The organism is Actinomadura rugatobispora, assembly GCF_055379765.1.
In genome coordinates this window covers 236,950-262,755 of record NZ_AP029191.1, presented here as the reverse complement: position 1 = coordinate 262,755, position 25,806 = coordinate 236,950, and the positions used below count along the sequence as shown (strand labels likewise).

Below are 25,806 nucleotides of genomic sequence, written 5' to 3'. Positions count from 1 at the left end.
GAGGGACGATGCCCCGGCTTCGACAGGTGCCTCGCGATGAGGCCGTGGACCCGGTCGTGCGCTACATGTACGACCGCAAGTACGGCGACCGGGATCCGGTGGCCCAGCCCGGTACGGAGAGCGGCACTCCCGGCGACTGGGAGCCCGTGTTCGCCCTGGTGCCGGACGTGTTCGAGCACGCCGTGCGCGGCTTCGCCCTCTACCAGAGCCCGGACAGGCTGCTGAGCCCGCTGTTGCGCGAACTGGCCCAGGCGCGGGTGGGATGGGCCTGCGGCAGTCAGTTCGTGTACTCCCAGCACTGCAAGATGCTCCGGCAGTCCGGGGCTTCCGAGCAGCAGGTGGCGGACCTGCCCCACTGGACGGTGTCGGAGGCCTACAGCCACCTCGAACGCGCGGTGCTGTCCTACGCGGACTGCATCGCGTTCGACCACGGCCGCGTCCCGGACGAGTTGTTCGCCGCGCTGCAGAGGTCCCTGTCGGACGAGGAGATCCTCGAGCTCACCTACATCACGGCGCTGTACGCGATGCACGCCGTGATGAGCCGTGCCCTGCGCACCGAGTTCGACGACCGCGCCGAACCGGTCACCGAGGTTCCCGCACCGGAGGGGTACGCCCCTCGGCCTCGCCCGCCCTTCCGGCTTCCGCCGCGCGACCCGAAGCCGTAGGGCGGAGCGTCGCCCGTCCCCGAGCCCGTGGTGGTCCGATCGGCTCGGGGGCGGGACGTGTGCACCGCTAGTCCTTGGATTCGAGCAGGTGCAGCAGGCGCACCCACGCGTCGAGAGCGGGTTCGGCGCGGTAGGCGTCGGGACGCGCGTCGCAGCAGAAGGCGTGGCCCGCGCCGGGGTGGACGACCGTCTCGTACCGCACGGAGGCGGCGTCCAGGGCCTGTTCGGTCGCCGTGATGTCGTCCGCGGAGATGGTGGGATCCTCGGCGCCGTGCACCAGCAGCATGCGCGCTGAGATGCCGGCGGCCCGGTCCAGCACGGCGTGCGGTCCAGCGGCGATACCCGGCCCGTAGAACGCGGCCACGGCGTCGAGGCCGGGGATGGCCGTGGCGGCGGTGAACGCCGCTCGGGCCCCGAAGCAGAAGCCGACCAAGGAGCATGTCGCCTGCGACGTCGGGTACAGGCGGGCGTGCTCGACGGCGGCCGCGACGTCGGCGGTCACCTCCTGGGGGCCGAGCTCGGCGATCAGCCCCATCGCGGTGGGGCGATCGGTGTAGTCGACCGTGCGGTGGCCGGTCCGGTGGAACAGCTCCGGCGCCACCGCCACGAAGCCGTGCGTGGCCAGCCGGTTGGCCACCGACTGGATGTGCGCGTTCACACCGAACGCCTCTTGCAGCACCACCACCGCCCCTTTGGGCGTCCCCCCGGGCTCGGCCGCATAGGCGCGCATCGGTCCCGCCGGCGTCGCGAGATCGGTCCAGGCGGCGTGCGGCGAGAGGGGGCCGTCCTCGGTGGAGAGGGGTTCCCGCGAGCGGCGAGCGTCTCGTCCCGGCATCTGTCCTCCTGGTTGCTGCCCGCCCGATCCTGCGACCGAGCCGTTCGTCCTGGATCCGCCATGACTGTTGACGGGCCCCCGCTTCGACTGCACTATACAGAATACGAATCTGGAGAGCGGGAAAGTCCAGCTCCTGACGATGGGAATGTGATGGGGCGACTCGATGGCAAGATCGGTTTCATCACCGGGACGGCGGGCGGGCAGGGCAGGGCCGCCGCCCTGGCCTTCGCGGCCGAGGGAGCCCGGGTCGTCGGCTGCGATGTCCGGCCCGACGACGACGCCGAGACCGCCGCCATGATCAGGGCCGCGGGCGGTGACATGATCTCCCTGGGCCACGTCGACCTCTCCGACCCGCGGGCGGCGCAGGACTGGATCGCCCGCGGCGTCGAAGCCGCCGGCGGGATCGACATCCTCTACAACAACGCCGGTGCGATGAGACCAGGAGGCATCGCGACCACGCCCGACGAGGACTGGGCGTTCACACTGAGACACGAACTCGACCTCGTCTTCCACACCTGCCGGGCCGCATGGCCCCACCTCATCGAACGCGGCGGAGGGGCGATCATCAACACCGCCTCCGGTGTCGCCCTGCGCGGCAGCACGTGGGGAACGGCCCATGCCGCCGCCAAGGGCGGTGTGGTCGCCCTGTCGCTCCAACTCGCCGCCGAGGGTGCCGAGCACCGGATCCGGTGCAACACGATCAGCCCCGGGTTCATCGAGTCCCCGGCGACGGCCGCGATCATCGCCCAGGGGCGGGCGCCGAACGGCGCGCCGCTCCCGCCCGTCCCGCTCGGGCGGATCGGGCAGCCCTCCGATGTCGCCCACTGCGCGCTGTACCTGGCCTCCGACGAGGCCGAATGGGTCACCGCGACGAACATCGTCATCGACGGTGGCGCCGCCGGTATCCGCAACGCCGGCCTGGGGTGACCCGGCCGGGGAGCACCGATCCCGCCCAGGCGCCGCACTCGCGCCGGCGCCGGCCCGCCGCCCTGGCGACGGCCCACGATCCCCGCATCCCACCGACGGCTCGGCCGACCTCTACCCATCCCACCCCCGTCTTGCCGGGAGAGGCTCATGCACCCCCGACCACCCCACCCCGTCCCGCCCGAAATCATGCGCAAGGTCAGCCGCAGGATCTTCCCGATCATCCTGGCCGGCTACTTCATCGCCATCCTCGACCGGTCCAACGTCGCGGTCGCCGCACTGACGATGAACGAGCGGATCGGCCTCACCGCCGCCCAGTACGGGCTGGGCGCCGGGCTGTTCTTCCTCACCTACGTGGCGCTGGAGATACCGAGCAACGCCGTCCTGGCCAAGGTCGGCGCGCGGGCCTGGCTCGCCCGGATCATGATCACCTGGGGTGTCGTCGCCGCCGCGATGGCCTTCGTCTCCGGCCCCGGCTCCTTCTACGCGCTGCGCCTTCTGCTGGGTGCCGCCGAGGCCGGGTTCCTGCCGGGTGTCATCTTCTACCTCGCCCGGTGGTATCCCGCCGAGTACCGGGGCAGGGCGTTCGGCACACTCCTGCTGGCGGCCCCGCTGGCAGGAGTGATCAGCGCTCCGCTGGGCGGGCAACTGCTGCGGCTGGACGGCCTGCTGGGACTGGACGGCTGGCAGTGGCTCTTCCTTCTCGAGGCGGCCCCTGCCGTGGTCCTCGGCTTCGTGCTGCTGCGCCACCTCAGTGACGATCCCCGCACGGCCCCATGGCTCGCCGACGACGAGCGCCGCGTCCTCCTCGCCGCGCTGGACACCGGGTCCGCCCGGTCGGGAGAACCTCGCGAGGACGGCAGGAACGCGCTCGGCTCGCGAGCGGTGTGGGCGGTGCTGCTGAGTCCCGTCGTGCTCACCTTCGCCGTCATCGGGTTCCTCCTGCAGGCCAACACCACCGGACTGCAGCTGTGGATGCCCTCGATCATGAAGTCCGCGTTCGGTGCGGGGACGACGGCCGCGACCCTGCTGGCCGCCGTCCCCTACCTGGTGGCCGCCCTCGCCGCGTGGGCGGGCGGGCGGCTGGTCGACCGGCGCGGCGGCGTGCGGCCGCAGATCATCGTGCCGTGCCTGCTGGCCGCGGCCGGGATGACGGCCAGTGTGCTGGTCGGCGGCGGCGCAGTCGGCTTCGCGCTGCTCGCGTTCGGGGGCGGCGTGGTCACCTGGGCGTTTCCCGCGTTCTGGAAGATCTGCTCGCAGCTCACCACGGGGGCCGCGGCCGCGGTGTCCATCGCACTGATCAACGCCACGGGTTCACTGGCCGGATTCGCCATGCCCTGGATCATCGGTGAGGTCCGGCAGCGCACGGACAGCTTCTCCGTGCCGATGTACCTGATCTCCGGGGGGCTCGTCCTGGCGGCCGTCCTCTGCTGGACGGTCTCCGGCCGCATCGCCGACCCGCCGGTCGGCCCCCCGCGAAGAGGAACGTCCGAGAGCGAGCCTCCCGCCCCCGCTGAGGCGGAGAGCGGTGAAGGACTCGTGAAGACAGCGCCGGCCCGCGCGCGGAAGCGGGCTCCACGGAAGGAGAACACGATGGTCAGGATCAACGTGCCCGAGGGTGAGGACCCGATGGCGTACGTCATGAGCAAGGCCGGGTCGCCGACCCTCAACCGGCACCGGGCCGAGTCCATGGCGGCCCAGTACGACAACGAGAGCACGCTGTCGCCGCGAGAGCGTGAACTGTGCCGGATGCTCATGGCCCACATGATGGGCTGCAACCACTGCCGGCAGGTCAGGATGTGGCGGGACCGGCCGGGGTTCTGCGAGGAGCCCATCCCGGAGAGCTTCTACGCCAACGTCCTGCAGTACGCCTCGGCCCCCGACTACACCGAGCGGGAACGGCTCGCCGCCGAGTTCTGCGAGCGGCATGGGGGCGACCATCTCTCACTGGCCCAGGACGAGGACTTCTGGGAGCGCATGCACGCCGCGTTCGGCGACGAGGAGATCGTCGATCTGTGCATCATGGCCGGCACCTGGGAGGCCGGCCGGCGGATGTTCCAGGTGCTGCAGGTCGACGGCATGTGCGGCGTCCCCGCCGCCGACGGCGAGATCGAGCTGAAGATGCCGCGGGTGGTCGAGCAGGCCCGGCGGCGGTAGGGCGACACCGTCGTCCCGGGTGTCCCGCGAGGTACGAACGACCAAGGAGTCCTGATGTCCGACGCCGTCCGGCGCCTGCGGTACGACGAGCTCGACGACGACCTGCGTGCCGCTCTGGCGCCCCGCGTCGAGCGGCTGGGCTACCTGGGGGAGTTCTTCGCCCTGGCGGGGCACCAGCCGGCCGCGTTGCTGGCCTTCCACCGGTTCACCGAGGCGCTGAAGGAGGCGCTGCCTGCCGAGGTCACCGAGGCGGTGGCGCTGACGGTGGCGACGGAACTGAGCAACGACTACGAGCGCTGCCAGCACGAGCGGCTGGCACTGCGGCTCGGCTTCGACCGGCAGTGGATCGCGGCGGCCGGCGGCCGGGCCGGAAGCGACCCGGCCGCTCTCGGACCGGCCGCCGCCTGCGCCCGTCGGCTGGCGCTGGCGATGGTGGCCCGGCACGGACACGACGTCGCCGCGGAACTCGACGATGCCGTGCGGGTGCTGGGGGAGCGCGACACCATCGGTGTCACGCTCCTGGTCGCCCGCTACACCGCGCATGCCACCGTCGCCAACGCCTTCGCGATCCAGCCGCCGGTCGGCTCCGTCTTCGACGAGCCGGTGGGCGGCGGGTGAGCCAGGGCCTGTCTCGACGTGCCCTCAGGTACCGCGCGAGCGCGTTATCTGGGCGGTGAGGCGAAGCCGGAGGCGAGTGTCATCGGCCAGATCACGAAGCGATGCCGTGCTCGCCAAGGCCCGGTCAGGGGTGAGCCGCCAGGCGAGCGCCGTGGGCCGGGCTTTGAAACTCAGCCTAGGGCGTTTCGGTTGCGGGCGGGCCAGGGCGCTGGAGTGTGAACGGTTCGGCGATGGGCGTGTACAGCGGGCCGCCCAGCCTGGCCATCGGCTCCAGCGCCTTGGCGTCCACCCGGTGACCGTCGAACACCGCCGAGGCGATGTGGATCCACTGCACCTGCCCGAACACCATGGTGCCGTTACCGATCTCCAAGATCCGCACGACCTTGCACTCCAGCGCGGCAGGTGCCCGGGCGACGCGCTGGGGCCGCACCGTTCGGCTCTCGCAGGCCTCGATGCCCGCCCAGGCGAACTCGTCCTCGCCGTGGGGCAACTCCGCACTGGTCAGGTTCATGGCCTCGACCAGCGGCGCGCTGACCACGTTGACCACGAACTCGCCGGTGTCGCGCGCGTTGCGAGCGGAGTCCTTCACCAGGCCACGCCTGCGGCTGCTGGTGAAGTGGACGATGGGCGGTTCGCTGGAGACCATGTTGAAGTAGCTGTGCGGCGCCAGATTGCTGCGCCCCGCGGTGTCGACCGTGGCGACCCATGCGATGGGCCGGGGCACCACGAGGGAGGTGAGCAGCGAATAGACGCGCCGTGCGGACAGCGCCGAGACGTCGATCTCGAAGTCGTTCACGGTGATCCTCCACAATTGCAGATTATGATTCTGTATAACAGAGAAGCCTTGATGATGCACGCCTGGGTAGGCACAGGAGGGGCGAGATGGGTGAGCGGCAGGGAACCGCGGAGAGCCGCGAGGGTGCGTTCGTGGTCCTGAGTGACTGCTAGATTCTGTACCATGGAATCGTCGCAGGGTACGCCCGGAGCCTACGGCCCGGCGCCCCGCTACCCGATCGAATCGGTCGACAACGCGCTCCGCCTGCTGTCGCTGTTCCGCGACCGCGAGCGCATCCGGGTGAAGGACGCCGCCGAGGTCCTCGGCGTGGCCACCGGTACGGCTCACCGCCTACTGGCGATGCTGGTCTACCGCGGCTACGTGTCGCAGGACCCCATGTCCAAGCTGTACGTCCCGGGGGCGATGCTGCTGTCGATCGGGCTGCAGGCCGCACGCCGCTCCGATCTGCGCGAGGCGGCCCAGCCCTTCCTCGACGAGCTCAACGAGCGGCTGGGCGAGACGATCCATCTGGCCACCCTGGAGGGCACCGAGGTGCTCTATGTCGACGGGCGGGAGAGCCACTGGGCGCTCCGTGTGATCTCCCGGGCCGGCACGCTGCAACCCGCGCACTGCACCTCCGTCGGCAAGGCGCTCCTCGCCGAGCTGTCGCGGGAGCGCCTGCTGGAGCTGTATCCGCAGGAGCGCCTTCCCCAGCCGACACCGCGCTCCATCGGCATGCGAAGCCAGCTTCTGATCGATCTGGAGTCCGTCCGATCACGGGGCTACGCCCTCAACTTCGGCGAACTCGAGGAGGGGGTCGGCTCCCTGGCGACCACCGTGCACGGGCCTCAGGGGCTGTGCGTGGCGGCGCTCAGCGTGGGCGCCCCCCTCAGCCGTCTCGACGATCTACGCATGCAGCAGATGGCGGAGGAGCTCAAGCAGACGGCGGCCCGTTTCCAGGAGTCTCTGTCGGGCTGATCCGCCGACCGCTCAGCAGCGCCTGTCGAGCCCCACCACCGGGTTCGACAGGCGCTTCGTCATTCCCGGGCCCGCTGCGCACCGGGCGCGCTCCATCGCCTCCGTCTCGGGCGTGGTCCTGGAAAAGGGCGGTTGTCCCCACTTCCACAGTGCTCTACTATGCAGAAAAAGGTTCTGCAAAGGGTGGTGATGGTGGTGGGGAACCCGGACGGTCCCGCCCACGGGGCTCTCTTCATCGATCAGATCGGGGCTCCCGCGCCCGCGCTCGACGACCTGTGGCCGTCGATCGTGATCACAAAGGAGGAGATCGACGCCGAGGTGGAACGGCTGTCGGAGGCGCCACGGCCGGAGAACGGCCGCCGCCGGTCGCTGATCGTGCATCCGCGCGACGTCGGGCCGGGCCACGGGCTGGCTCCGGGCATCCAGGTGGCGCTCGAAGTGCTGCTGCCAGGGGAGCGGACGGCGCCCATCCGGCACAACTCCTCGCAGGTGGTCTTCTGCATCGCCGGCGGGGGCACCGCGATCGTCGGCGCGCGCACGCGATCGGCCCGGCCGTTCGAGCGCCACGACGTCTGGAACATGCCCTCGATGGCCACCTACGTCCACGTCAACGACACCGCGGAACGCCAGGTACGGCTCGTCTACAGCAACGCCGCGCTGCTGGAGAAGCTGAACATCCACTATGTGGACGTCAACCCCGGGGAAAGTGTCCTGGGCGGCGAGGAAACCGGCGAGGAGTCGTCCGCCACCCCGTTCGAGGAGACCTTCCCCCTCGACGACGAAGGCGCCTGGCTCATGTGTTACGAACGGCTGGTCAACCCTCCGGTGAACGAGTCTCCCTCGTTGATGTGGCGCTGGCACAAGGTCAAGGAAGAGCTGGACAAGCTCCACGCGCTCGGCCCCTCCTACCGGGGAAGGCGCCTCTACCTGCTCTACAATCCCGCCACCGGTCGGACGAACGGCACCACGCACAACTTCTTCGCCACGATGACGATCAGGCCGGCGGGCATCGTCGACCGGCCCCACCGGCACACCGCCGCCGCCGTCAATTACTACTTCCAGGGCAGCGGCCACAGCACGGTGGGGGGCCAGGTCCACGAATGGAAGGCCGGCGACCTGATGCTGTCGGCTCCTGGATGGGCCGTGCACAACCACGTCAGCCATGAGGAGGACGTTTACGAGCTGACCGTGCAGGACAGCCCGCTCAACCTGGCGATGGACTCCCTCATGTGGCAAGAGGACCTCAAACGGCCACCGCTGCTCATCGGCTCGCACGCCGGCTGGTCCACCAACAGGGACCAGATGTGAGCGCCGCCGAACTACCGCCCGCATTTCTCCGCGGTTCCTACGTGCCCCTCATCACCCCGTTCACAGACGGGCAGGTGGACTACGACGCCCTCGCCGCCCAGGTCGAGCGTCAGGTGGAGGCGGGGTCCGACGGAGTGGTGGTCACCGGAACGTCCGGTGAACCCAGTGTTCTCACCGGCGCGGAGCGGGCCGCTTGCTACGAGGTCGCGGTCGGCGCCGCGCAGGGCCGGATCCCGGTGGTCGCCGCGACCGGTGCCGGCTCCCTGGCCGAGACGCTGGAGCTGTCCCGGCACGCCGCCGGAGCGGGGGCCGCCGCCCTGCTGGTCGTCACGCCCTACTACATCAAGCCGCCGCAACGAGGGCTGATCGACCACTTCACGCGCGTGGCGTCCATTGTCGATCTACCGGTGCTCATCTATCACATTCCGGGTCGCAGCGGCGTCACCATGACCGTCGACAGCGTGCGCCGGGTGGCGGAGGAGGCCCGTAATGTCGTCGGGGTCAAGCACGCCTCCACCGATCTGGCCTGGGCGACGGAACTGCTGACCACGCTGGGCCCGGACTTCCGGCTCTTCTGCGGGCTGGAGGAGATGTCGTTCCCCATGCTGGGAATCGGTGCATCCGGCCTCATGAACGCCGTCGGCAATATCGTTCCGAGACGGGTGGCCGAGCTTTGCCAGGCCGTGGCCAAGGGTGATCTCGCCATGGCACGGATTCTGCATTACGAACTCTTCGAGCTCAATCAGGCGGTCTTCTGGGACACCAATCCGATACCGATCAAGTACCTCATGACCCGGCTTGGAACGCTGGCCGGCGGTGAACATCGTCCCCCGCTGTCACCGCCCGTCGGCGAAGTCCGTGCCCGTTTGGACGAGCTGGCCGTACGCCTGGCGCAGCGCCTGAAGTGAGGCTCGCCCGGCCGACTGTTCCGTCACCAGATCACCTTTGACGCACTGCCGAACCAAGATTCGCCAGAAAAGAAGACCAACAAGGAATGGCCATCATGAGTGCCCCCCCACGTTCCCGCGGTGCCGCCGTGGTGACGTTCGATCTGTGGTCCGACTTCATCTGCGGCCACTGCTACTACGGCACCCGGCGTCTGGTGGACGCGCTGGCCGGACTGCCCGATCAGACGGCGTTCCAGTTGCGCTGGCGCAGCTTCCAACTCGATCCCCGCCCTGCCGGCCGGCGCCCTGGCGGCGACCTCTACGACTACCTGGCGCAGTTCAACGGCAGCCGGGACGCGGCGCGGGCCGCGGCGGCCCGGATCGGGCCCGTGGCGGCCGCGGAGGGGATCGCTTTCCTGCCGGACCTTGCCCGCCCCGGCAACACCGCGGACGCGCACCGGCTGGTGCACCTGGCCGGAGAGCACGGCCTCCAGACCGAGCTGGCACTACGGCTTTACCAGGCCTATTGGAGCGAAGGTCTGCCGATCTCCGACCACGGCGCGCTGTTGGAGATCGCCGTCCAGGTCGGCCTTGATCGCGAGGTGACCCGGCACATGCTCGCCGGCCCGCGGTTCGCCGCCGAGGTCGTCAATGACCAGAGCCTTGCCGCCGACCTAGGCGTACGGGGAGTACCCGCCGTGGTGGCCGATGGCCGAGCCGCCTTCAGCGCCACCGAGCCGCGTACCGCGCTGACCGCGACCCTGCGGCGCCTGCTCGGCGAAAGAACCCGAGCGTGAACAGCGTGTCCATCAACAACACGACCGCGTCCACGCTGGGGCGCGCCGGCATCGCAAAGAAGGCTGACTCCATGCCAGAACTGAATGACAAGGTCGCGATCATCACTGGAGCCGGCCGCGGTCTCGGCCACGCCTATGCTCTGGAGCTGGCCGAGAGGAACGCCACGGTCGTCGCCGTCGACGTTGATCACGCGGCCGCGGCCATGACGGCGCAGACGATAAGGAGCCGCGGTGGCAAGGCCGAACACTTCGGTGTCGATGTGACCGACGAGCCGGCTTTGGACGGAATGGTGGCGGCCGTACTCGAACGGCTGGGCCGCATTGATATCCTGGTCAACAATGCCGGCGGCGCCATGGTCGCTCCCGGCCCGGCCGAGGAGCTGACTCTCGAACAGTGGAATCGTGTCCTGTCGGTCAACCTGACGGGAACATGGCTCGCGGCGAAGGCGGTCATCCCCGCCATGAAACGCGCCGGCCGCGGAACTGTGATCAACGTCTCGAGCACGACCACACGGCGCGCCTTCCCACTGGGCCTGGCGCCCTACATAGCGGCCAAATCCGGTGTCGAGGGACTCACCCGTGCCATGGCCCGAGAACTGGGCCCTTTCGGAATCACCGTCAACGCCATTTCGCCGGGCATGGTGCTGATGGACAAGGCCGAGCGCGCCACGCGGCCGGAGATGCTGCTCGGCATCGCCGAACAGGTCCGATCAGAGCAATGCATACCGCGCGAGCAGACGACCGAGGACATCTGCGGAGTCATCGCCTTCCTGGCCTCCGGGGAGGCGGCCTTCATGACCGGTCAGGTCGTCGAGGTCGACGGTGGTTGGGCACTCGGCTGACCGGGCCCGCCGAGCGACACGACCGACGCCACGAAGGAGCGACCATGAGTGCGGTTCACAACGTGATCGTCATCGGCTCGGGCCCGGCGGGCTACACCGCTGCGATCTACGCGGCCCGCGCCGACCTCGAGCCGCTGGTCCTGGAGGGATCGGTGACCGCGGGCGGAGCGCTGATGAACACCACCGACGTCGAGAACTTTCCCGGCTTCCCCGACGGCGTCGCGGGGCCCCGGCTGATGGGTCACCTCCGCAAACAGGCCGAGCGGTTCGGCGCTCGACTCCTCGCCGACGACGCCACCGAGGTCGACCTCACCGCCTCGCCCAAGGTCGTCAAGGCCGGTGGCCACGCCTACCTGGCGCGGTCGGTCATCGCGGCCACCGGCTCCGAACACCGCGCCCTGGGCTTGGAGAACGAGAAGCGGCTGTCGGGTCGTGGAGTGTCCTGGTGCGCGACCTGTGACGGGTTCTTCTTCCGCGGCCAGGACATCGTGGTGGCCGGCGGAGGCGATACGGCCATGGAAGAGGCGATCTTCCTGACCCGGTTCGCTCGCAGTGTCACCGTGGTGCACCGCCGCGGCAGCCTGCGCGCCAGCAGGATCATGCAGGACCGCGCCTTCGCCAACGAGAAGATCGGCTTCATCTGGGACAGCGAGATCATCGACGTCCTGGGCGAGAACCGGGTCAACGGTGTGCGCATCCGCAGCCATGGAACGAACGAAGAGTCCCTCCTCCAGGCGACCGGCCTGTTCGTCGCCATCGGTCATGCTCCGCGCAGTGACCTGTTCCGGGGCCGGCTCGACCTCGACGACAACGGCTATGTGCTGGTGAACGCCCCTACGACCGCCACCAGCGTGCCCGGCGTCTTCGCGTGCGGGGATCTTGTCGATCACACGTACCGGCAGGCCGTCACCGCGGCCGGGACCGGCTGCTCCGCCGCCATCGACGCTGAGCGCTGGCTCGCCGATCAAGGCGCTGACCCCGCCGTGCCCGTGAGGCTGACCGCGAAACCGTGACGCCGCTGCCAGGCCGACCCGCCTGCCGCCTCGACCGCGATGGCCCGTCGCCGGGCAGCGCCGACGTCTCAGCGGTTGTGGCGGAGCCCCGCTCCAAGAGATCCGTTTGCATCTACGGGTAGATCGTCTACCCGGGTCGGGAGAGCGTTGTGGGAGTACTCGATCGTTTCCGGCTCGACGGCCAGGTGGCCATCGTGACCGGCGCCTCTTCCGGGCTGGGCGCGGCGTGTGCCGTGGGCCTGGCGGAGGTCGGTGCCGATCTGGTGCTGGCGGCGCGGCGCGCCGATCGCCTTGAGGCCACCGCAGAAGCGGTGCGAGGACTGGGCAGGCAGGCCAGATGCGTCCAGGCCGATGTGACCGATCCGCAGACGTGCCGGCGAGTCGCGGAGATCGCGGTGCAGATGGGACCGGTGGGCGTTCTGGTGAACAGCGCCGGCATCGCTGCGGCCGTCCCGGCATCACGGGAGAGTCCCGAACACTTCCGCTCGGTACTGGAGGTGAACCTCATGGGCTGCTACTGGATGGCGCAGGCGGCCGCCGCCGTCATGGACACGGGCGGCGCGATCGTCAACGTGTCGAGTGTCGCGGCGCTGGTTTCGGGCGGGCTGCCGCAGGCCGCCTATTCGGCGTCCAAGGCAGGGCTGCTCGGGCTGACCCGCGACCTGGCCGTACAGTGGTCCTCGCGGAAGGGGATACGGGTGAACGCCGTTGCCCCAGGCTTCTTCACCTCCGAGATGACCGGCCAGCTCGATGAAGGCTTTCTCGACGGCCAAGTCGAAAGGTTGCCGATCCCACGGCTGGGCGAACCCGAGGAACTCGCCATGACGGTGCTCTTCCTCGCCACCCGGGCTTCCGGTTACCTCACCGGCTCGACCATCGTCGCCGACGGCGGTCTCACGATCTGCTGAGGGGCTCTTTATCCTCGGTGGGGGTGCCCACGTCACAGCGCGATCGCGGGATCGGTCTGATCCGCCGGATATGGCGATCGACCAAGATCCGCACCACCCGCCAGAGGCTTCGCGCGCTGTTCACCGGGCCACGTAGGCCCCGCCGCCGGCGCTGGCCGACGAGGGCCACCACGGCGCCGGTGAATTCGGCGTCGCCCATCGCTCAATTGAAGACCTGGCACAACCTGCGGTCAGAGCCTTCTCGGGAGCGGGCCGATCCATGGACGCCGACCACGTGCACAGCCGGTGACGGTGAGGACCTTGCTTGAATTTTGGGGTGCCTGTAGGGTCGAGGGGGTCGTTCTTGCAGCTAGATGGCCTGGTGGTGAGCACTATGGCAGACCACGGTACATCGATCGGGCGGCGTGGTGACGCCGCGGAGGACGCCCGCGTGCGGGCCGCCGCCGTTCGGCTGTTCGCCGAACTGGGCTATGACATGGTCTCCACGCAGATGATCGCGGACGCCGCCGGTGTCGATCAGAGCACCGTGGCCGATCGCCATGGCGGCAAACGGGCTCTGTACGTGACGTCGATGAATTGGGCGGCACAGCAATGGCAGGACCAGGTGCAGTCGATGAGGGGGGACTACACGCCCGACGTCGGCGGTCTGATCCGGTTCGTGGATCGGTACCTGGAGTACTGCCGGGAACATCCGGAACTGCCCCGGCTGTTGGTTCATCGCTGGTTCTCCGATGCCCGTGACGTCGCCGGGATCAATGAAGAGATCATCGTTCCCCGGGTGAGGGAAGCGGTCGAAGTCGTCCGGTCGGCCCTCGGCCCCGACGCCGACCCCGAGGCAGCGCTATGGACGCTCGGCTGGTCGATCTACGGCTACCTGCAATCCGGCTATCTGGACGAGTCCGGCGAACGGCGCACGCCAGACGATCCGCAGACGCTTCGCCGCTTCCGCCACCACCTGCGTTGGCTTATCCACAAGATGGCCGCGACAACCTGACCAGGCAGGCGGGCCAGGAATCCGGGGGCTGGCGGATCGGCGGCCGCCTCGGGCACACCTGCTGCGCCTGGCGCGCGAGGTTGTGGGTTCGAGTCGCACGCGACCCACCCATCCTGACCATCTCAAACGCGCCAGATCGACCCCGGTGGCGATCACGCCTGAGGTCAGTCTGAGACCAGAACGCCGCACACGTCGGCACCACACCTTCTGCGACCGGCTGGGCGTCATCCGGTCCCGCGGCGCGGTTGGCACCAGCGTCGACAACGCCGCCGCCGAATCCCTCAACGCCACGCTCAAACGCGTAACCCCGCAAGGCGCCCGGCAACGGCCCACCGCCCCCACAACACGCCAGGCCCGTCTTCGGCTGGGCCACCCGCTACAACACCCGCCGCAGGCACTCCCGCCTCGGACAACTCTCACCGATCAACTACGAGGGAACCATCGGCAGCCGGCTCGCTGCCGCCTGAAATCGGTGTTCACAGTTCGGGGGAGCCCGGAGAACGTGCGCCGCTACTTCCACCCTCGCCGGAGGCGATCGCCGAGGTCACCAGTTTGTTGGGCCCCGGCGACCGCCGCCGGTGAGGTGGCGGTGAGCGCGGGCGGGAACCTGGTGGGGTGGGACGGACAGTGCAGGGCGTGGAGACAAATGTGCGAGCCCGCATACGAGCGGGCGATGCGGTCGCCTTTGAGGGTCTGTTCGACGAACACTCCCGTCGGGTGTACAACCACGCCTTCCGGCTGACGGGGAACTGGTCGGTCGCCGAGGACGTGCTGTCGGTGACCTTCCTTGAGGCGTGGCGGCTACGTGACCGGATCGATCGGGACGGCGGCTCGCTGCTTCCGTGGTTGCTGGGCATCGCGACCAATGTCGCTCGCAACGTACGGCGTGCGGCGCGCCGTTATGAGGAAGCGCTGGCCCGGCTACCACCAGCCGAGGCGGTGCCGGATTTCGCCGAGTCGGTCACCGAACGCGTCGACGACGCCGAGGAAGTGGCGGCCGTGCGGACGGCGCTGGCGGCGCTGCGCCCGAGCGAGCGCGAGGTGTTCGCGCTGTATGTGTGGGCCGGGTTGAGCTATGCCGAAACCGCGCAGGCGCTCGGCGTGCCGGTGGGCACGGTCCGCTCACGGCTGTCACGGGCGCGCAAGAAGCTGACCAGGCAGGTCAGGCCGTCTCGGTCGGGCCAGACGACACCGGAACCGCGGGGCGGCCGTGGACAGGTAACCGATGAACGCGGCATCGCGATCCGATCCGTTCTGGAGGAGAACTGATGGACATCACTCCGTCTCACCCCGGCCTGGGCGAGCGCGACGAACTGGCGCGGCTGCTACCTGCCCCTGCGGAGCGGGAGCTGCCGGGCGAGCGGCGTCGGGCGATCAAGGAGTTCATGATGGGTGAGCTCCGCGAGGCCCCGGGGCCCGCGCAACGGGGGCGGCGCCGTCTGTGGCGGCGACCGGTCGTCCTGATCCCCGCGCTCGCCGCTGCCACGGCCCTGGCGGTGGGCCTGTCCGCCGCCGTCGGCCAGACACCTGCCTACGCCGTGGCCGAGAACGCGGACGGCACCATCACCATCGAGATCCACAGGTGGGAGGACGCCAAGAAGCTCCAGGCAGACCTGCGCGCGATGGGCGTCAACATCGTGGTGGACTTCGTGCCGGGTGGCAAGCGGTGCCGTCCACCCCGGATCACCGATCCTGCGCCGCGTGAGCAGTACCGGCACACCCTGCTCACCTTCGTTGAGAGCCACCACGTATCCATGGGGTTCGTCACCAAGCTCGGCCCGTCCGCGATCAAACCCGGCCAGACGGCGGTGATCGAGTACTACCACCCCGAGAACGCGGGAAGCGCGTTCAACGGCTGGATCGCCAACGGCCGTGTAGCGCCGTGCGTCTTGGAGGACTCCGTCCAGCCCTGGTGACGAACGCCGTACCCTCGACGGCGCCCCGGACCACAACCCGGGGCGCCGTTGTATCAGTTCAGCCGGTCGAGCATCTACCGCAGCATCATTGCGGCTCATGACCGTGGCCCCGCCGGTATCTTCGTCGCGCGGGCCGAGCAGATCGGCTGACCGCTCCCGGACCGGCATCATCTGCTCCCACCAGCAGTGCCCGCGTCGACAGCGGGGCCGATGCCGTGCCCCGACGAGGCCAGGGACGCCCAGCGCACGACATGGGCCAAGCTGGCCGCAGGCGGGGAGACGTGGGACGCGTTGATCACGAAAGCTGCACCCGGTCGGCGTGGCGATCATCGACGCCGTCCATATCGCCGAGGGCCGGCACCACCTCGACATCGCCTCGGGCGCCGGGCCGGGGCTGAGCATCGCGGCGCTCGCGTGTCATGCTGACCGACCTCGTGCCACAGATGCTCGACGTGGCCGCGTTCGACAGCGTCTCGGTGCGGTTCGGGTACATGTACCGCGTGTTCAAGCCCGGCGGGCGCCTCTGCTCGTCGGTGTGGGGCCAGGCCGAGGACAAGCCGTGGACTGCCGCCACCGCCCCGGACACGCAGCTGCCCGGTGGGGAGACCGTAACAACTTGAACATTCACCGCTCGGTGGCGATGCGGGCGTTTATCGATGCCCATTCCGACTGGCTGAGGCCACTTGCCTGCCGACGCTCCCGCGCTCAGCCCGGCTGAGAGCGTGTGCCGCCCTGCTCCCTGACCGGCATGATCGACGGCTCCTGACCATCACGGGCCTCAACCTCAACATCACACCCGACATCACCAATTTAAACTGTTTTTGCGACATATCAACGGGTTGGCTGGGTCGATGGATGACGCGGCGCGGAACTTCTCATCCATCCACGATTTGGGGTCGCGTCGTACAAGGAGCTCACCCGGTTTACATCGGAGTCGAGATGACCGCCTTCGGTCAGTGGTCATGAGCTGCAGCATGCCCTCTACCTGCATAGTCGCGCCGCCCTGTCCGACTGCAAGGTCGGTGGTCGGTCCGCTACCGCCTATGGCGGGACAACCGATCAATTGTCTGACGCGTCCTAGTGGCATGAACCAGGGAGTAAAAGGAGTTCGCCGCGAACCCAAATGAGTGACATGACGGCCTGCCGACTCACCGCACCGGGACAATGGCCAACGCACCGGCCTTCGAATGACGCAACAAGGTAAACAGAAACTGCACGGGGAAGGTTTCTGATGCGCGCACGACTCAAGCATGCGGAGTGGCGTGCCCCAAGGCATACGGTCCTTCTGACATCGATCATCTCCCTTGCTCTTCCACTCGCCGGCTGTACTGGCGAGGGCGATCCTCCGACCGCGACGGCCGAGCCCCGGGCGAGCGCGCCTGCCACGGCGGTGACAGGTCCGATAACCCCGCAAGAACTAGAGTGGCTCGAGTCGATCAGGAAGATGCATCAGAAGATCGATAAGGAGCGGGTCGCGGACGACAGTCCCACCCTTACCGCGGGAACCCTGCGCGGGTACGCGACGATGCTGCGCGGGTGCAGTCGTGAGTTGAGCCGAATCGGCCCGCCGAGTGATCGTCTCCGCCCCGTCCAGGAGAGCGCCAAGAAGGGGTGCGAGCGCTATGACGCGGGAGCGAAGTGCTTCGCGGACGCCGCCGAGATCGGCGTCCCGATCGCCGGCACCGCCGAGGAACGGAGGTTCGACCGGGCGATCGACTGTGGGTTCAACGAACCCGGAGAAGGCAGCCGGCTTCTTGCCGAAGCGCTCATCAAGGGGGAGCAGGTGAAGAAGGCGACCGCGCCATCTTGATCGACGACCGGTACCGACAGGGCTTCCAGCCGCGCGTCACGCTGGCTTGAAGTGCTCTGAGCCGCCGTTTCGTGCTTCGTGGCCGGAGTGTCGAACGGGGAGCCACCGCCACGAGACCTGCGCGGAAGGCGTGCATCGTGGCGGTGCCCTCGTTGGTGACCGGCCTCAACTCGTCGAAGGTTCGCCTAGTGATGATCTACATCGTAAAGGCGATCGGTCGTGGTGAGGCTCACCCTCCCCGTGGGGCGGGTCGGTCATGGGAACCTTGCGCGCTCAAGGTGCTCAGGGGCGCAGTAGCCCGCGGCGGTAGGCGGGGGCGAGGTTGCGCGGCACCATGAGCTGCTGTCCCTCGACGGTGAGGGGCACCAGATCGGGCCGCTCGGCCTTCCACTGGGCCCGGCGCTTGCGGGTGTTGCTGCGGGACTTCTTGCGCTTGGGGACGGCCATGACGCTCCTTACCAGCTCGACTTGGTGACACCGGGCAGTTCGCCGCGGTGGGCCAGCTCACGGAAACGCACTCGTGACAGGCCGAACTTGCGCAGGTGCCCGCGCGGGCGTCCGTCAACGGCGTCGCGGTTGCGGACACGGGGCGCGCTGGCGTCCCGGGGCTGCCGCCGCAGTTCGGCCACGGCCCCCGCGCGGGTCTCCTCGTCGGTGTGCGGGCTGCGGATGAGGCGCTTCAGCTCGGCCCGGCGCTCGGCGTACCGGGCGACGGTGGCCCGGCGGCGCTCGTTGGCGGCGATCTTGCTCTTCTTGGCCATCAGACCTTCTCTCCTCGGGCGCGGATACGGGCGACGGCGGCCTCGATGCCGATCTTGTCGATCGTCTTGATCGCGCGGGCGGACAGCCGCAGCCGCACGTGCCGTCCTTCGCTGGGCAGCCAGCACCGCTTGGTCTGGATGTTGGGATCGAACCGGCGCGAGGTGCGCCGGTGCGAGTGCGACACCTTCTTGCCGAAGCCCGGCTGGGCCCCGGTGAGCTGGCAACGCGCGGGCATCGCCACTCCTTTCTCTCCTCCGTGCATGGAATGATAGCGATAACCGTTTTCATTTGCGGAGAGAAGGGGTCTCGATGTCCGTTCCCGTCGTGCTGGTGGCCGGACTGCACGGTGCGGCCCGTGCCGCCGTCGTCGACCGGCTGCTGCGCGAGCACCCCGGCGCCTTGGCGATCCACCACGACCTGCGCCAGATCACCGGCGGGCTGGTGGTTCGCACCGTCCGCGACGCCGACGTGGTGCGCGAGCAGGTCGCCGTCCGGCTGGAGCATGGCTGCGTGGCCTGCACCGTCGGCCTCGACCTGATTCCTCAGCTGCTGCGGTACGCGAGTCAGGCCCCACTGCTGGTGGTGGACCTGTGGGACAGCGTCGAACCGAAGTCGGTCGCCGAAGTGGTCGGCCATCCCGAGGCGGACGCCGAGCTCCGGCTCACCGGGGTGCTGACCGCCCTGGACGCCGAACTGATGCCCACCGACATCTGCCGCGGTGAGCGACTGGCGGAGATCGGCAAGCAGGCCGCCGTCGGCGACGAGCGCTATCTGGCCGAGGTGCTGGCCCACCAGATCGAGTACGCCACCGTGCTCGTCGTCCCGGACACCATGCCGGCCCCGCTGCCCCCGGTCGACGAGGACGACATCGAACTGTGCCGCGAGGTGCTCGGGCACCTGACCCCGATGACGCCGATCGTCCTGCCCCGCGACTCGCTGCCGGTCGTCACCGGACCGGGTCTGTGCGTCCATGAGCTGGCCGCGCGTGTCGACCCGGCCAGCGCGCAACTGCCCTGCATGGCGCACACGCCCGCGGTCGACACCGTGGTCTGGCATCGCACCCGGCCTCTGCATCCGGGGCGGTTCTTCGACGCCATGGACGACCTCGCCACCCGGTCGGTGCGCAGCCGCGGGCGGTTCTGGCTGGCCAACCGCCCGGATCGGCTGCTGGCCTGGGACGCGGTCGCGGGCATCGTCAGCATCGAGGACACCGGTCCCTGGCTGGCCGCGCTCCCCGAATCGGCCTGGGAGAACATCCCGCCCGCGCGCCGCCTGGCCGCCTCACTGGACTGGACGCCCGAGCACGGCGACCGGGTCCAGCACCTCGTCCTCACCGGCCCCGGACTCGACCAGGGAGAGATCCACGCGCTTCTGGACGCTTGCCTGCTGGCTCCTGGCGAGCCCATGACCGCGGTGGACGACCCCTTCGCCGATCTCCTCGACCTCAATGCCGCCGGCTGAAGGTGCGGAGACGCGGCGTGCGACGTGAAGCGGCGAGGTCGGCCGCGCCGGTGAACGCACCGCAGGAGCGACAGGTCACGTGATGGTGATGGCCGCTGCTCTCGCAGGGCGAGTCCGAGCGGGGCCAAGCCGTAGGACAGCAGGAAGTCCAGGTACGACACGCGTGCGTGCTTGTCCGGGGCGAGCTCTCGCTGGGTGGCGGTGAACCATTGCCGGTGAGAACGTAGGCGGCGAGTCCGGGCAGGGCGCCGACTCGCGGCTGGTCAGTGGTAGCGCCACACCGGTCGCGGAATATCCGGTGGCGATGACGGCCGTCAGGGCGGCGAGCCCTGCCGGGAACCAGGGGTGGCGGGGTGAACACCTCGCGGATCCCACTGCGGCGCTGGATGTCGCCTGGATCGGCGACGATCAGCAGGGCCTGGACGAGCACCTCTCCCGCTGGTTCGGCAAGCCCGTCGACTGGTCTCGCCTCTGCGGAGGATCGGAACGGCCGGGAGCGACTCGGATCAGGCGAGTTGGGCGGTGAGCAGCCGGTGGAGGTTGCCGCCGAGGATCTTGCGGATGTCGGGCTCGGGCAGGCCGCGGGCGAGGAGTTCGCCGGTGAGCAGGGGCAGGCCCGAGGGGCCGGCCAGGCCGGGGAGGGTGGCCATGACGTCGAAGCCGGCGGTCGCCGCGGGGTCCTCGCAGCAGGGCGGGGTGAGGTCGGAGAAGACCTCGTGGACGAAGTCGGGGCCGAGGCCGACGCGGTCGATGCCGGCCACCGATGCGACGTGCTCGATGTGGTCGGCCAGCCGGGCGATGGTGTAGCCGGACGGATCCGCGGCCAGGAAACCCGGCAGGAAGTTCACGCAGACCACGCCGCCGGACGCCGCGACGCCCCGGATCTGGTCGTCGGTCAGGTTGCGGTGGTGGTCGCGCAGGGCGCGGGCGCTGGAATGGGTGGCGATCACCGGCCGGGACGCGAGTTCGAGGGCGTGGTCCACCCCGCTCGCGCCCAGATGGGAGATGTCCAGCAGGATGCCGAGCCGTTCCATCTCGGCCACGGCCTGGACGCCCGCGGCGGTCAGGCGGCTTGCGGTGGCGTCCTCGCCGCTGCCGTCGGCGAGCGGGGTGCGTCCCCAGTGCGCCATCGAGGCGACCCGGACACCGAGCCGGTGCACGGTCGCGAGGAGCTCGATGTTCGCGTCCAGCCCCGGCATGCTCTCCAGCGCGAGGACCAGCGCGATCTTCCCCTCGGCCAGGGCCGCGTCGATCTGCGGTCCGTCGAGGCAGAGCCGGACCTCCTCGGTGTTCCCCTCGGCGATCGCGTGGGCGCACTCGATCATCCGGAGCGTCTCGCGCAGCGCCCCTTCGGGTCTGAACCGGTCGTCGATGAACACCGGGAGCACCTGGAGGTCGACTCCGCCCGCGCGCAACTGCGGCAGCCACCGCTCCCTGAAGAAGGACGCCCACCGGGCGGGCGGGCGGGCCACCACCGCCATCAGCAGGTCGTTGTGGGCATCGGCCACCACTGCGCTCTCATGCAAATCAACAGGCATGACCGGCACTGTAGGGGGTGGCCGGACAAACGGACCGCTATCGGTCGGCTTCCCCGCGCCGTACGTTCGACGCCGGTGATGGTCGCGATGATCGAGAGTCCGGCCAGGAGCACCGCTGCCCAGCCGTCCCATTCAGGCCGTGGGGTCCGGGGCGGGCATGACCGCGGGCAGGCATGGACGAGCCGAACGGTGCCGCATAGAGTTGCCCTGTCGGCTGCGATGCGTGAACCGGTGCCGCTACTCAAGAGCCCTGGAGGGTTCCACACCCCATGGAGCTGTGGTCGGCGGTGCGCGTGGTCCGCGCGGCGGCGTTCTCCGTGACCTGCGCCGGGCTTGCCGCGGTCGGCCACCTGGCCGGCGGGGGGAAGGTGGCACCGTCCCTCCTGACCGCCGGATTCGTCCTGATGTTCGTCCCGGCGCTGATGCTGACCCGCCGCGAACGCACGATCGGCGAGATCCTGCCCGCTGTCGCGATCTGCGAGGTCGGGCTGCACCTGCTGCTGTCACGATGCTGCGCCCCGCAGGGGACGGCCGCGGCCGCGGACGCCGCCGCCTCGCACGGGACGGCCGTGCACGACGCGGACGGGTCGTCCGGATTCGGGATGCTGCTGATGCACGCCGTGGCGGTGCTGATCACGTCGTGGTGGCTCGAACAGGGCGAGGCGGCACTGTGCTCCTTTGTGCGCTGCGTGGCCGCCTGGGCACTGCGGACCCTGGTCTGGCTGCGTCCCCCCGCCCCGTACGGGGCCGCGCCGTCCAGGCCGTTCTTCTGGCAGCGCCACCCCGTGCCGGCGCGGGTGCTCAGGCACGTCATGGCGCGGCGAGGCCCCCCGGCACGGCGCATCGCCCTCGTCTGACCATGTGACCCGCGGTCGGACCGGGGTGACGCATGCCGCCGGACGGCCGGGCCGTCCGGCGCTCCGACCTGTCTGCGGGCTGCCCGACGGCGTGCGGCGCACGCCGGTGCGCACCCCGCGGTTCCAGACGCACGGCGCAAGCCGCGTGCCGACCACTCAAGGGAACGATCAGCGTGAAGTCCGCCATCGACGACCAGCAACTCACCCAACTCGCCCTGTCCGCGTGCCGGGGAACGCCCGCGGACGTGGAGAGGTTCTTCGGCGCCGTCTACGCCGACGTGCAGCGCTTCATCTCCCATCTGGACGGCGCCCACCGGGCCGAGGACCTCACCCAGGAGACGTTCGTGCGCGCGCTGCGCGGCCTGCCCGCGTTCGCCGGGCGCTCGTCCGCGCGCACCTGGCTGCTGTCCATCGCGCGGCGGGTCGTCATCGACCGTTACCGGTCGGCCGCCCGCCGTCCGGTGGTCACCGGCCTGGCCGAATGGCAGCACGTCGTGGAGCGGAGCCAGGCCGGCGCGGTTCCCGGCTGGGAGGAGGGCGTCGCGCTGACCGCCCTCCTGGACGAGGTGCCGTGGGAAAGGCGCGCGCCGTTCGTCCTCACCCAGATCCTGGGCCTGTCCTACGCGGAGGCCGCCGACGCCCTGCAATGCCCGATCGGCACGGTCCGCTCACGCGTGGCCCGGACCCGCGCACAGCTGGCCGGGACGATCCGCGCCGCCGAGCGGCCGGCCTGACCGGTGCCCCCTGGACCGGGACGCCTTCCGGTCCAGGGGGCGCTTCCCGCGCGCAGTTACCGCACGGGTCAGGTGAACGAGGCCACCGCGATGTGCGGCCGTCCGGTGATGGGGTGGGCCCCGATATGGGCGCGGACGCCGAAGACCTCTGCGACGAACTCGGGGGTGAGCACCTCCAGGGGCGCGCCCGCCGCCCTGACCTGGCCGTCCTGCAGCACCACCAGGTGATCGCAGTAGGCCGCCGCGTGGTCGAGGTCGTGCAGTGCCGCCAGCAGGGTGAGGCCGAGCGAGCGGATGAGGTCGAGCAGGGCCAGTTGCGCGCGCACGTCCAAGTGGTTGGTCGGCTCGTCCAGTACCAGCAGCGGGGCCTCCTGGGCGAGCGCCCTGCCCACCAGGACGCGCTGGCGCTCGCCCCCCGACAGTGTCGAGAACAGCCGGTCGATCGCCCAGAGCATGTCCACGCGCTTGAGTGACTCGTCGACCACGGCGCGGTCGGCGGCGTTCTCCCGCTCGAACAGGCCCTTGTGCGGGGCCCTGCCCATCGCCACGACCTCGCCGACGGAGAACTCGGCGCTCAGGTCGCCGTGCTGGGTCACCACCGCGCGCTGCCGGGCGGCCTGTCTGGCGGGCATCCGCCACAGGTTCCGCCCGTCCAGCGACACGATCCCGCCGGTGGGCCGCAGTGCCCGGTAGACGGTGCGCAGCAGCGTCGACTTGCCGCTGCCGTTGGGGCCGATGAGCCCGACGAAGCGGCCGGGTTCGGCGACCAGGTCGATGTCGGAGATGATGCGCTTGGAGCCGATCTCGGCGGTGAGGCCCGCGATGTCCAGCCGCATCACACGCCTCCCGTCGCACGGCGCCGCAGCAGCCACAGGAAGAAGGGCACGCCGAGCGCGGTGGTGAAGATGCCGACCGGAAGCTCGTTCGGACGGTCCACGGTGCGGGTGGCGATGTCGACCAAGACCAGGAACACCGCGCCGAGCAGCATGGCCACCGGCAGCACCCGCCGGTGGTCGCCGCCGACGAGGAACCGCGTCGCGTGCGGGACCATCAGCCCGACGAACCCGATCCCGCCGACGACGCTCACCGCCGTCGCGGTGAGCAGCGACCCCGTCACCAGCAGCGCGATCCGCAGCGACCGCACCGAGGCGCCGAGCCCGGCCGCGGCGTCGTCCCCGGCCATCAGGGCGTTCATGTTCCGGGCCTGGGACAGCAGGAACGCCGTGCAGACGGCGATGACGGCGGCCGGGACGCCCACGTCGGACCAGGAGGCGCCCGCGATGCTGCCCATCAGCCAGAACATCAGCCCGTGCAGCTCGGTCGGGCTCACCTGGAGCTGGATGTAACTGGTGGCGGCCGAGCACAGGTAGCCGATGGCGACCCCGGCCAGCACCAGCCGCGAATCCAGCAGCCGGCCGCCGCGCTGCGCGAGCACGTACACCAGCAGCACGCTCAGCGCCGCGGTCAGGAACGCCGCGCCCGTCACCCCGAGGCCCCCGAGGGCGGTCGCGCCGAACGCCACGACGAGCACGGCGCCGAGGGAGGCCCCGGACGAGACGCCGAGGATGTAGGGGTCGGCGAGCGGGTTGCGCACCATCGCCTGGAAGGTCACGCCCGCCACGCTCAGCCCGGCGCCGACGACGCCCGCCAGCAGCACGCGCGGCGTGCGGATGTCCCACACGACCTGGTCGCGCAGCGGGTCGCCGGGGCCGGCGCCGGTGAGCCGCGCGCCGATCGTGTTCCAGACCGAGGCGACCGGCAGGTTGACCGAGCCGATCGAGACCGCCGCCACCGAGCACGCGATCAGGGCCAGGAGCAGGCCCGCGAGGAGGAACCAGGTCATCGGCCCGGACACCATGTGGGGGCCGCCGGTTCGCGGGGTGCCGCGGTCAGGCATCCGGCTGCACCGCCTTGGCGAGCTTCTCGGCGGCGGCGGCGTTGAGCGGGCCGAGGAAGACGCCGTCGGCGACCGTGGTGTAGGTCCCGGTCCGGGACGCCTTCCACTGCGGGTAGGCCGCGAACAGCTTGCGGGCCTCGGCCGCCGCGTTCTCCGCCGGCTGGAAGAGGCCCACCACCAGGACGTCCACCTGGGCCGCCGCGAGCTGCTCCTTGTTGATGGTGCTGACCGCCTCCGGGGCCAGCCCCTCGAACGCGTTGGTCCCGCCGGCGGCGCGGACGACCTCGTCGGCGACCCGTCCGGTCCAGACCGCGGGCAGGCCGCCGGCGTTCATCATGGACATGCCCGGGTAGGCGATCAGCACCTTCTTGGGAGGCCGCCCGGCGGTGCGCGCCCGTACGGCGTCCAGGCGGCGCCGCAGGCCGGCGGTGACGTCCGCGGCCTTGTGCTGGACGTCGAAGACGCGGCCGAGCAGGCGCAGGAAATCGTGCGAGGACTCGATCGAGGCATGCCGGTGGGCCCGCTTCTCCGCCGGGGTCGCCTCGGGCTTCCCGTACGCGCAGTTCACCGGGTTGACCAGGGTGTTGATCCCGGCCGTGGCCAGCTGCTCACGGGTGGCCAGCCCCTTCTTGGCGTCGAAGCCGCCCGACCAGTGCGAGACCACCAGGTCGGGCCGGGCGGCCAGCACCTGCTCGGCGGGCACCTCGAAGTTCTGGTTCATGCTCAGGCCCCCCGTGGGGAGGGCTTTGATGGCCGGGACCATCGCCGGGTCATCCGACACCCCGTAGGACTGGGCGTTGGCGAGGATGTGGCGCTGGAGGCCCAGCATGATGAAGCTCTCGACCTCGCCGACCGAGGTCCCGTTGAGGATGAGCACCCGCTGAGGCGGCCGGGCGATGACGACCTTGTGGCCGCAGTTGTCCAGAGTGAGCGGGTAGGCGGTCCTGCCGGGTGCCGCGGCACGGGCGGCGCCGGCGGGTTCGGCCGCGGGGGTGCCGCAGGCGGTGGCCGCGAGCGCGAGCGCGAGCGCGAGGGCGGCGGCCGCGGGCAGCGGGAACGGGCGATGGAACATGGGAATCCCTGTCTCCGACGGTGAATGGAACGCGCGAAGGCGCGGTGGCGTGACGGCA

At 70.1% G+C, this 25,806-nt stretch carries 29 protein-coding genes and 1 pseudogene; 20 read left to right on the top strand and 10 right to left on the bottom strand.

Going from position 1 to position 25,806, the window contains the following annotated elements:
• The first annotated feature begins 26 nt into the window (after positions 1-26).
• Positions 27-665, top strand: coding sequence for a carboxymuconolactone decarboxylase family protein (locus ACZ466_RS00885; RefSeq protein ID WP_464042654.1), 639 nt, complete (start codon positions 27-29; stop codon positions 663-665).
• 67 nt (positions 666-732) lie between these two features.
• Here the strand turns inward: ACZ466_RS00885 and ACZ466_RS00880 are convergent, their stop codons facing one another.
• A complete protein-coding gene (locus ACZ466_RS00880; protein WP_378280983.1) occupies positions 733-1,500 on the bottom strand; it encodes a dienelactone hydrolase family protein in 768 nt (255 codons plus the stop codon).
• 150 nt (positions 1,501-1,650) lie between these two features.
• Between ACZ466_RS00880 and ACZ466_RS00875 the strand changes: the two genes are divergently transcribed.
• The 3 genes from ACZ466_RS00875 to ACZ466_RS00865 all read left to right on the top strand — a co-directional run bounded on the left by ACZ466_RS00875 (position 1,651) and on the right by ACZ466_RS00865 (position 5,199).
• Positions 1,651-2,427, top strand: coding sequence for an SDR family NAD(P)-dependent oxidoreductase (locus ACZ466_RS00875; RefSeq protein ID WP_378280984.1), 777 nt, complete (start codon positions 1,651-1,653; stop codon positions 2,425-2,427).
• A gap of 147 nt (positions 2,428-2,574) precedes the next feature.
• Positions 2,575-4,581, top strand: coding sequence for an MFS transporter (locus ACZ466_RS00870; protein WP_378280985.1), 2,007 nt, complete (start codon positions 2,575-2,577; stop codon positions 4,579-4,581).
• A 54-nt stretch (positions 4,582-4,635) separates the two neighbouring features.
• Positions 4,636-5,199 (top strand): hypothetical protein, encoded by a 564-nt coding sequence (locus ACZ466_RS00865; protein ID WP_378280986.1) that lies wholly within the window; start codon positions 4,636-4,638, stop codon positions 5,197-5,199.
• Positions 5,200-5,374: 175 nt separating this feature from the next.
• On the opposite strand, the gene ACZ466_RS00860 is transcribed toward ACZ466_RS00865, so the two are convergent.
• A complete protein-coding gene (locus ACZ466_RS00860; protein ID WP_378280987.1) occupies positions 5,375-5,995 on the bottom strand; it encodes a flavin reductase family protein in 621 nt (206 codons plus the stop codon).
• Positions 5,996-6,157: 162 nt separating this feature from the next.
• Here ACZ466_RS00860 and ACZ466_RS00855 point away from each other — a divergent pair, with 162 nt between their 5' ends.
• The 11 genes and pseudogenes from ACZ466_RS00855 (at position 6,158) to ACZ466_RS00805 (ending at position 15,617) form a co-directional block, all read left to right on the top strand.
• Positions 6,158-6,952 carry an IclR family transcriptional regulator gene (locus tag ACZ466_RS00855; protein ID WP_378280988.1) on the top strand — a complete coding sequence of 265 codons (795 nt, stop codon included), beginning with the start codon at positions 6,158-6,160 and terminating at the stop codon, positions 6,950-6,952.
• A gap of 159 nt (positions 6,953-7,111) precedes the next feature.
• Positions 7,112-8,260: a cupin domain-containing protein gene (locus ACZ466_RS00850; protein WP_378280989.1), complete on the top strand. Its 1,149-nt coding sequence runs from the start codon at positions 7,112-7,114 to the stop codon at positions 8,258-8,260.
• On the top strand, positions 8,257-9,168 hold the full coding sequence (gene dapA, locus ACZ466_RS00845; RefSeq protein ID WP_378280990.1) for a 4-hydroxy-tetrahydrodipicolinate synthase: 912 nt from the start codon (positions 8,257-8,259) through the stop codon (positions 9,166-9,168). The genes ACZ466_RS00850 and dapA overlap by 4 nt, the downstream gene beginning before the upstream one ends.
• 95 nt (positions 9,169-9,263) lie before the next feature.
• Entirely contained in the window at positions 9,264-9,944 is a 681-nt protein-coding gene (locus tag ACZ466_RS00840) for a DsbA family oxidoreductase (protein ID WP_378280991.1), read from the top strand.
• A 5-nt stretch (positions 9,945-9,949) separates the two neighbouring features.
• The gene (locus ACZ466_RS00835) at positions 9,950-10,786 is read left to right on the top strand and encodes an SDR family NAD(P)-dependent oxidoreductase (protein WP_378280992.1); all 837 of its coding nucleotides are present in this window, start codon (positions 9,950-9,952) and stop codon (positions 10,784-10,786) included.
• 44 nt (positions 10,787-10,830) lie between these two features.
• A complete protein-coding gene (trxB, locus tag ACZ466_RS00830; protein WP_378280993.1) occupies positions 10,831-11,799 on the top strand; it encodes a thioredoxin-disulfide reductase in 969 nt (322 codons plus the stop codon).
• Between the two features lie 149 nt (positions 11,800-11,948).
• Positions 11,949-12,707: an SDR family NAD(P)-dependent oxidoreductase gene (locus ACZ466_RS00825; RefSeq protein WP_378280994.1), complete on the top strand. Its 759-nt coding sequence runs from the start codon at positions 11,949-11,951 to the stop codon at positions 12,705-12,707.
• Positions 12,708-13,080: 373 nt separating this feature from the next.
• A complete protein-coding gene (locus ACZ466_RS00820) occupies positions 13,081-13,701 on the top strand; it encodes a TetR/AcrR family transcriptional regulator (RefSeq protein ID WP_378280995.1) in 621 nt (206 codons plus the stop codon).
• Positions 13,702-13,909: 208 nt separating this feature from the next.
• A pseudogene (locus ACZ466_RS00815) lies at positions 13,910-14,168 on the top strand (integrase core domain-containing protein); the annotation flags it as partial.
• Positions 14,169-14,337: 169 nt separating this feature from the next.
• Positions 14,338-14,970: an RNA polymerase sigma factor gene (locus tag ACZ466_RS00810; RefSeq protein WP_378280996.1), complete on the top strand. Its 633-nt coding sequence runs from the start codon at positions 14,338-14,340 to the stop codon at positions 14,968-14,970.
• Positions 14,970-15,617: a hypothetical protein gene (locus tag ACZ466_RS00805; protein ID WP_378280997.1), complete on the top strand. Its 648-nt coding sequence runs from the start codon at positions 14,970-14,972 to the stop codon at positions 15,615-15,617. Before ACZ466_RS00810 ends, ACZ466_RS00805 begins: the two co-directional genes overlap by 1 nt.
• A gap of 295 nt (positions 15,618-15,912) precedes the next feature.
• On the opposite strand, the gene ACZ466_RS00800 is transcribed toward ACZ466_RS00805, so the two are convergent.
• On the bottom strand, positions 15,913-16,038 hold the full coding sequence (locus ACZ466_RS00800; protein WP_378280998.1) for a hypothetical protein: 126 nt from the start codon (positions 16,036-16,038) through the stop codon (positions 15,913-15,915).
• Here ACZ466_RS00800 and ACZ466_RS00795 point away from each other — a divergent pair.
• Both ACZ466_RS00795 and ACZ466_RS00790 read left to right on the top strand, forming a co-directional pair.
• Entirely contained in the window at positions 16,037-16,237 is a 201-nt protein-coding gene (locus ACZ466_RS00795) for a hypothetical protein (RefSeq protein WP_464042648.1), read from the top strand. The two genes, ACZ466_RS00800 and ACZ466_RS00795, sit on opposite strands and share 2 nt — an antisense overlap.
• Positions 16,238-17,061: 824 nt before the next feature.
• Complete coding sequence (locus tag ACZ466_RS00790; RefSeq protein ID WP_378281000.1) at positions 17,062-17,427, top strand: hypothetical protein; 366 nt, start codon at positions 17,062-17,064, stop codon at positions 17,425-17,427.
• Positions 17,428-17,709: 282 nt separating this feature from the next.
• Here the strand turns inward: ACZ466_RS00790 and rpmF are convergent, their stop codons facing one another.
• The 3 genes from rpmF to rpmB are packed head-to-tail and all read right to left on the bottom strand — an operon-like array spanning position 17,710 to position 18,424.
• Positions 17,710-17,874 carry a 50S ribosomal protein L32 gene (rpmF, locus tag ACZ466_RS00785; protein WP_378281001.1) on the bottom strand — a complete coding sequence of 55 codons (165 nt, stop codon included), beginning with the start codon at positions 17,872-17,874 and terminating at the stop codon, positions 17,710-17,712.
• A gap of 8 nt (positions 17,875-17,882) precedes the next feature.
• Entirely contained in the window at positions 17,883-18,188 is a 306-nt protein-coding gene (gene rpsN / locus ACZ466_RS00780; RefSeq protein WP_378281002.1) for a 30S ribosomal protein S14, read from the bottom strand.
• A complete protein-coding gene (gene rpmB, locus ACZ466_RS00775; protein WP_378281003.1) occupies positions 18,188-18,424 on the bottom strand; it encodes a 50S ribosomal protein L28 in 237 nt (78 codons plus the stop codon). The genes rpsN and rpmB overlap by 1 nt, the downstream gene beginning before the upstream one ends.
• A gap of 74 nt (positions 18,425-18,498) precedes the next feature.
• Here rpmB and ACZ466_RS00770 point away from each other — a divergent pair, with 74 nt between their 5' ends.
• The gene (locus tag ACZ466_RS00770) at positions 18,499-19,650 is read left to right on the top strand and encodes a CobW family GTP-binding protein (protein WP_378281004.1); all 1,152 of its coding nucleotides are present in this window, start codon (positions 18,499-18,501) and stop codon (positions 19,648-19,650) included.
• 506 nt (positions 19,651-20,156) lie between these two features.
• Here the strand turns inward: ACZ466_RS00770 and ACZ466_RS00765 are convergent.
• On the bottom strand, positions 20,157-21,188 hold the full coding sequence (locus tag ACZ466_RS00765; protein WP_378281005.1) for a dipeptidase: 1,032 nt from the start codon (positions 21,186-21,188) through the stop codon (positions 20,157-20,159).
• A 269-nt stretch (positions 21,189-21,457) separates the two neighbouring features.
• On the opposite strand from ACZ466_RS00765, the gene ACZ466_RS00760 reads away from it, so the two are divergent.
• Together ACZ466_RS00760 and ACZ466_RS00755 are read left to right on the top strand one after the other, a co-directional pair.
• Positions 21,458-22,045: a hypothetical protein gene (locus tag ACZ466_RS00760; protein WP_378281006.1), complete on the top strand. Its 588-nt coding sequence runs from the start codon at positions 21,458-21,460 to the stop codon at positions 22,043-22,045.
• A 173-nt stretch (positions 22,046-22,218) separates the two neighbouring features.
• Positions 22,219-22,779 (top strand): sigma-70 family RNA polymerase sigma factor, encoded by a 561-nt coding sequence (locus tag ACZ466_RS00755; RefSeq protein WP_378281007.1) that lies wholly within the window; start codon positions 22,219-22,221, stop codon positions 22,777-22,779.
• Positions 22,780-22,847: 68 nt separating this feature from the next.
• Here the strand turns inward: ACZ466_RS00755 and ACZ466_RS00750 are convergent, their stop codons facing one another.
• From ACZ466_RS00750 to ACZ466_RS00740, 3 genes are read right to left on the bottom strand one after another with little or no spacing between them, the layout of a single operon-like run.
• A complete protein-coding gene (locus ACZ466_RS00750; RefSeq protein WP_378281008.1) occupies positions 22,848-23,615 on the bottom strand; it encodes an ABC transporter ATP-binding protein in 768 nt (255 codons plus the stop codon).
• Positions 23,615-24,622: a FecCD family ABC transporter permease gene (locus ACZ466_RS00745; RefSeq protein WP_378281009.1), complete on the bottom strand. Its 1,008-nt coding sequence runs from the start codon at positions 24,620-24,622 to the stop codon at positions 23,615-23,617. The genes ACZ466_RS00750 and ACZ466_RS00745 overlap by 1 nt, the downstream gene beginning before the upstream one ends.
• A 46-nt stretch (positions 24,623-24,668) precedes the next feature.
• Complete coding sequence (locus ACZ466_RS00740) at positions 24,669-25,748, bottom strand: ABC transporter substrate-binding protein (protein WP_378281010.1); 1,080 nt, start codon at positions 25,746-25,748, stop codon at positions 24,669-24,671.
• Between the last annotated feature and the right edge of the window lie 58 nt (positions 25,749-25,806).

Bases quoted from the DNA above. Each gene is read 5' to 3' on its own strand.
- ACZ466_RS00760 (WP_378281006.1), top strand. From the start codon at position 21,458: ATGGAGCTGTGGTCGGCGGTGCGCGTGGTCCGCGCGGCGGCGTTCTCC.
- ACZ466_RS00875 (WP_378280984.1), top strand. From the start codon at position 1,651: ATGGGGCGACTCGATGGCAAGATCGGTTTCATCACCGGGACGGCGGGC.
- ACZ466_RS00790 (WP_378281000.1), top strand. From the start codon at position 17,062: ATGCATCAGAAGATCGATAAGGAGCGGGTCGCGGACGACAGTCCCACC.
- ACZ466_RS00865 (WP_378280986.1), top strand. From the start codon at position 4,636: ATGTCCGACGCCGTCCGGCGCCTGCGGTACGACGAGCTCGACGACGAC.
- ACZ466_RS00840 (WP_378280991.1), top strand. From the start codon at position 9,264: ATGAGTGCCCCCCCACGTTCCCGCGGTGCCGCCGTGGTGACGTTCGAT.
- ACZ466_RS00770 (WP_378281004.1), top strand. From the start codon at position 18,499: ATGTCCGTTCCCGTCGTGCTGGTGGCCGGACTGCACGGTGCGGCCCGT.
- ACZ466_RS00805 (WP_378280997.1), top strand. From the start codon at position 14,970: ATGGACATCACTCCGTCTCACCCCGGCCTGGGCGAGCGCGACGAACTG.
- ACZ466_RS00870 (WP_378280985.1), top strand. From the start codon at position 2,575: ATGCACCCCCGACCACCCCACCCCGTCCCGCCCGAAATCATGCGCAAG.
- ACZ466_RS00740 (WP_378281010.1), bottom strand. From the start codon at position 25,748: ATGTTCCATCGCCCGTTCCCGCTGCCCGCGGCCGCCGCCCTCGCGCTC.
- rpmB (WP_378281003.1), bottom strand. From the start codon at position 18,424: ATGCCCGCGCGTTGCCAGCTCACCGGGGCCCAGCCGGGCTTCGGCAAG.
- ACZ466_RS00820 (WP_378280995.1), top strand. From the start codon at position 13,081: ATGGCAGACCACGGTACATCGATCGGGCGGCGTGGTGACGCCGCGGAG.
- ACZ466_RS00880 (WP_378280983.1), bottom strand. From the start codon at position 1,500: ATGCCGGGACGAGACGCTCGCCGCTCGCGGGAACCCCTCTCCACCGAG.
- trxB (WP_378280993.1), top strand. From the start codon at position 10,831: ATGAGTGCGGTTCACAACGTGATCGTCATCGGCTCGGGCCCGGCGGGC.
- ACZ466_RS00795 (WP_464042648.1), top strand. From the start codon at position 16,037: ATGCTGACCGACCTCGTGCCACAGATGCTCGACGTGGCCGCGTTCGAC.
- rpmF (WP_378281001.1), bottom strand. From the start codon at position 17,874: ATGGCCGTCCCCAAGCGCAAGAAGTCCCGCAGCAACACCCGCAAGCGC.
- rpsN (WP_378281002.1), bottom strand. From the start codon at position 18,188: ATGGCCAAGAAGAGCAAGATCGCCGCCAACGAGCGCCGCCGGGCCACC.
- ACZ466_RS00855 (WP_378280988.1), top strand. From the start codon at position 6,158: ATGGAATCGTCGCAGGGTACGCCCGGAGCCTACGGCCCGGCGCCCCGC.
- ACZ466_RS00750 (WP_378281008.1), bottom strand. From the start codon at position 23,615: ATGCGGCTGGACATCGCGGGCCTCACCGCCGAGATCGGCTCCAAGCGC.
- ACZ466_RS00745 (WP_378281009.1), bottom strand. From the start codon at position 24,622: ATGACCTGGTTCCTCCTCGCGGGCCTGCTCCTGGCCCTGATCGCGTGC.
- ACZ466_RS00850 (WP_378280989.1), top strand. From the start codon at position 7,112: ATGCAGAAAAAGGTTCTGCAAAGGGTGGTGATGGTGGTGGGGAACCCG.
- ACZ466_RS00765 (WP_378281005.1), bottom strand. From the start codon at position 21,188: ATGCCTGTTGATTTGCATGAGAGCGCAGTGGTGGCCGATGCCCACAAC.
- ACZ466_RS00800 (WP_378280998.1), bottom strand. From the start codon at position 16,038: ATGACACGCGAGCGCCGCGATGCTCAGCCCCGGCCCGGCGCCCGAGGC.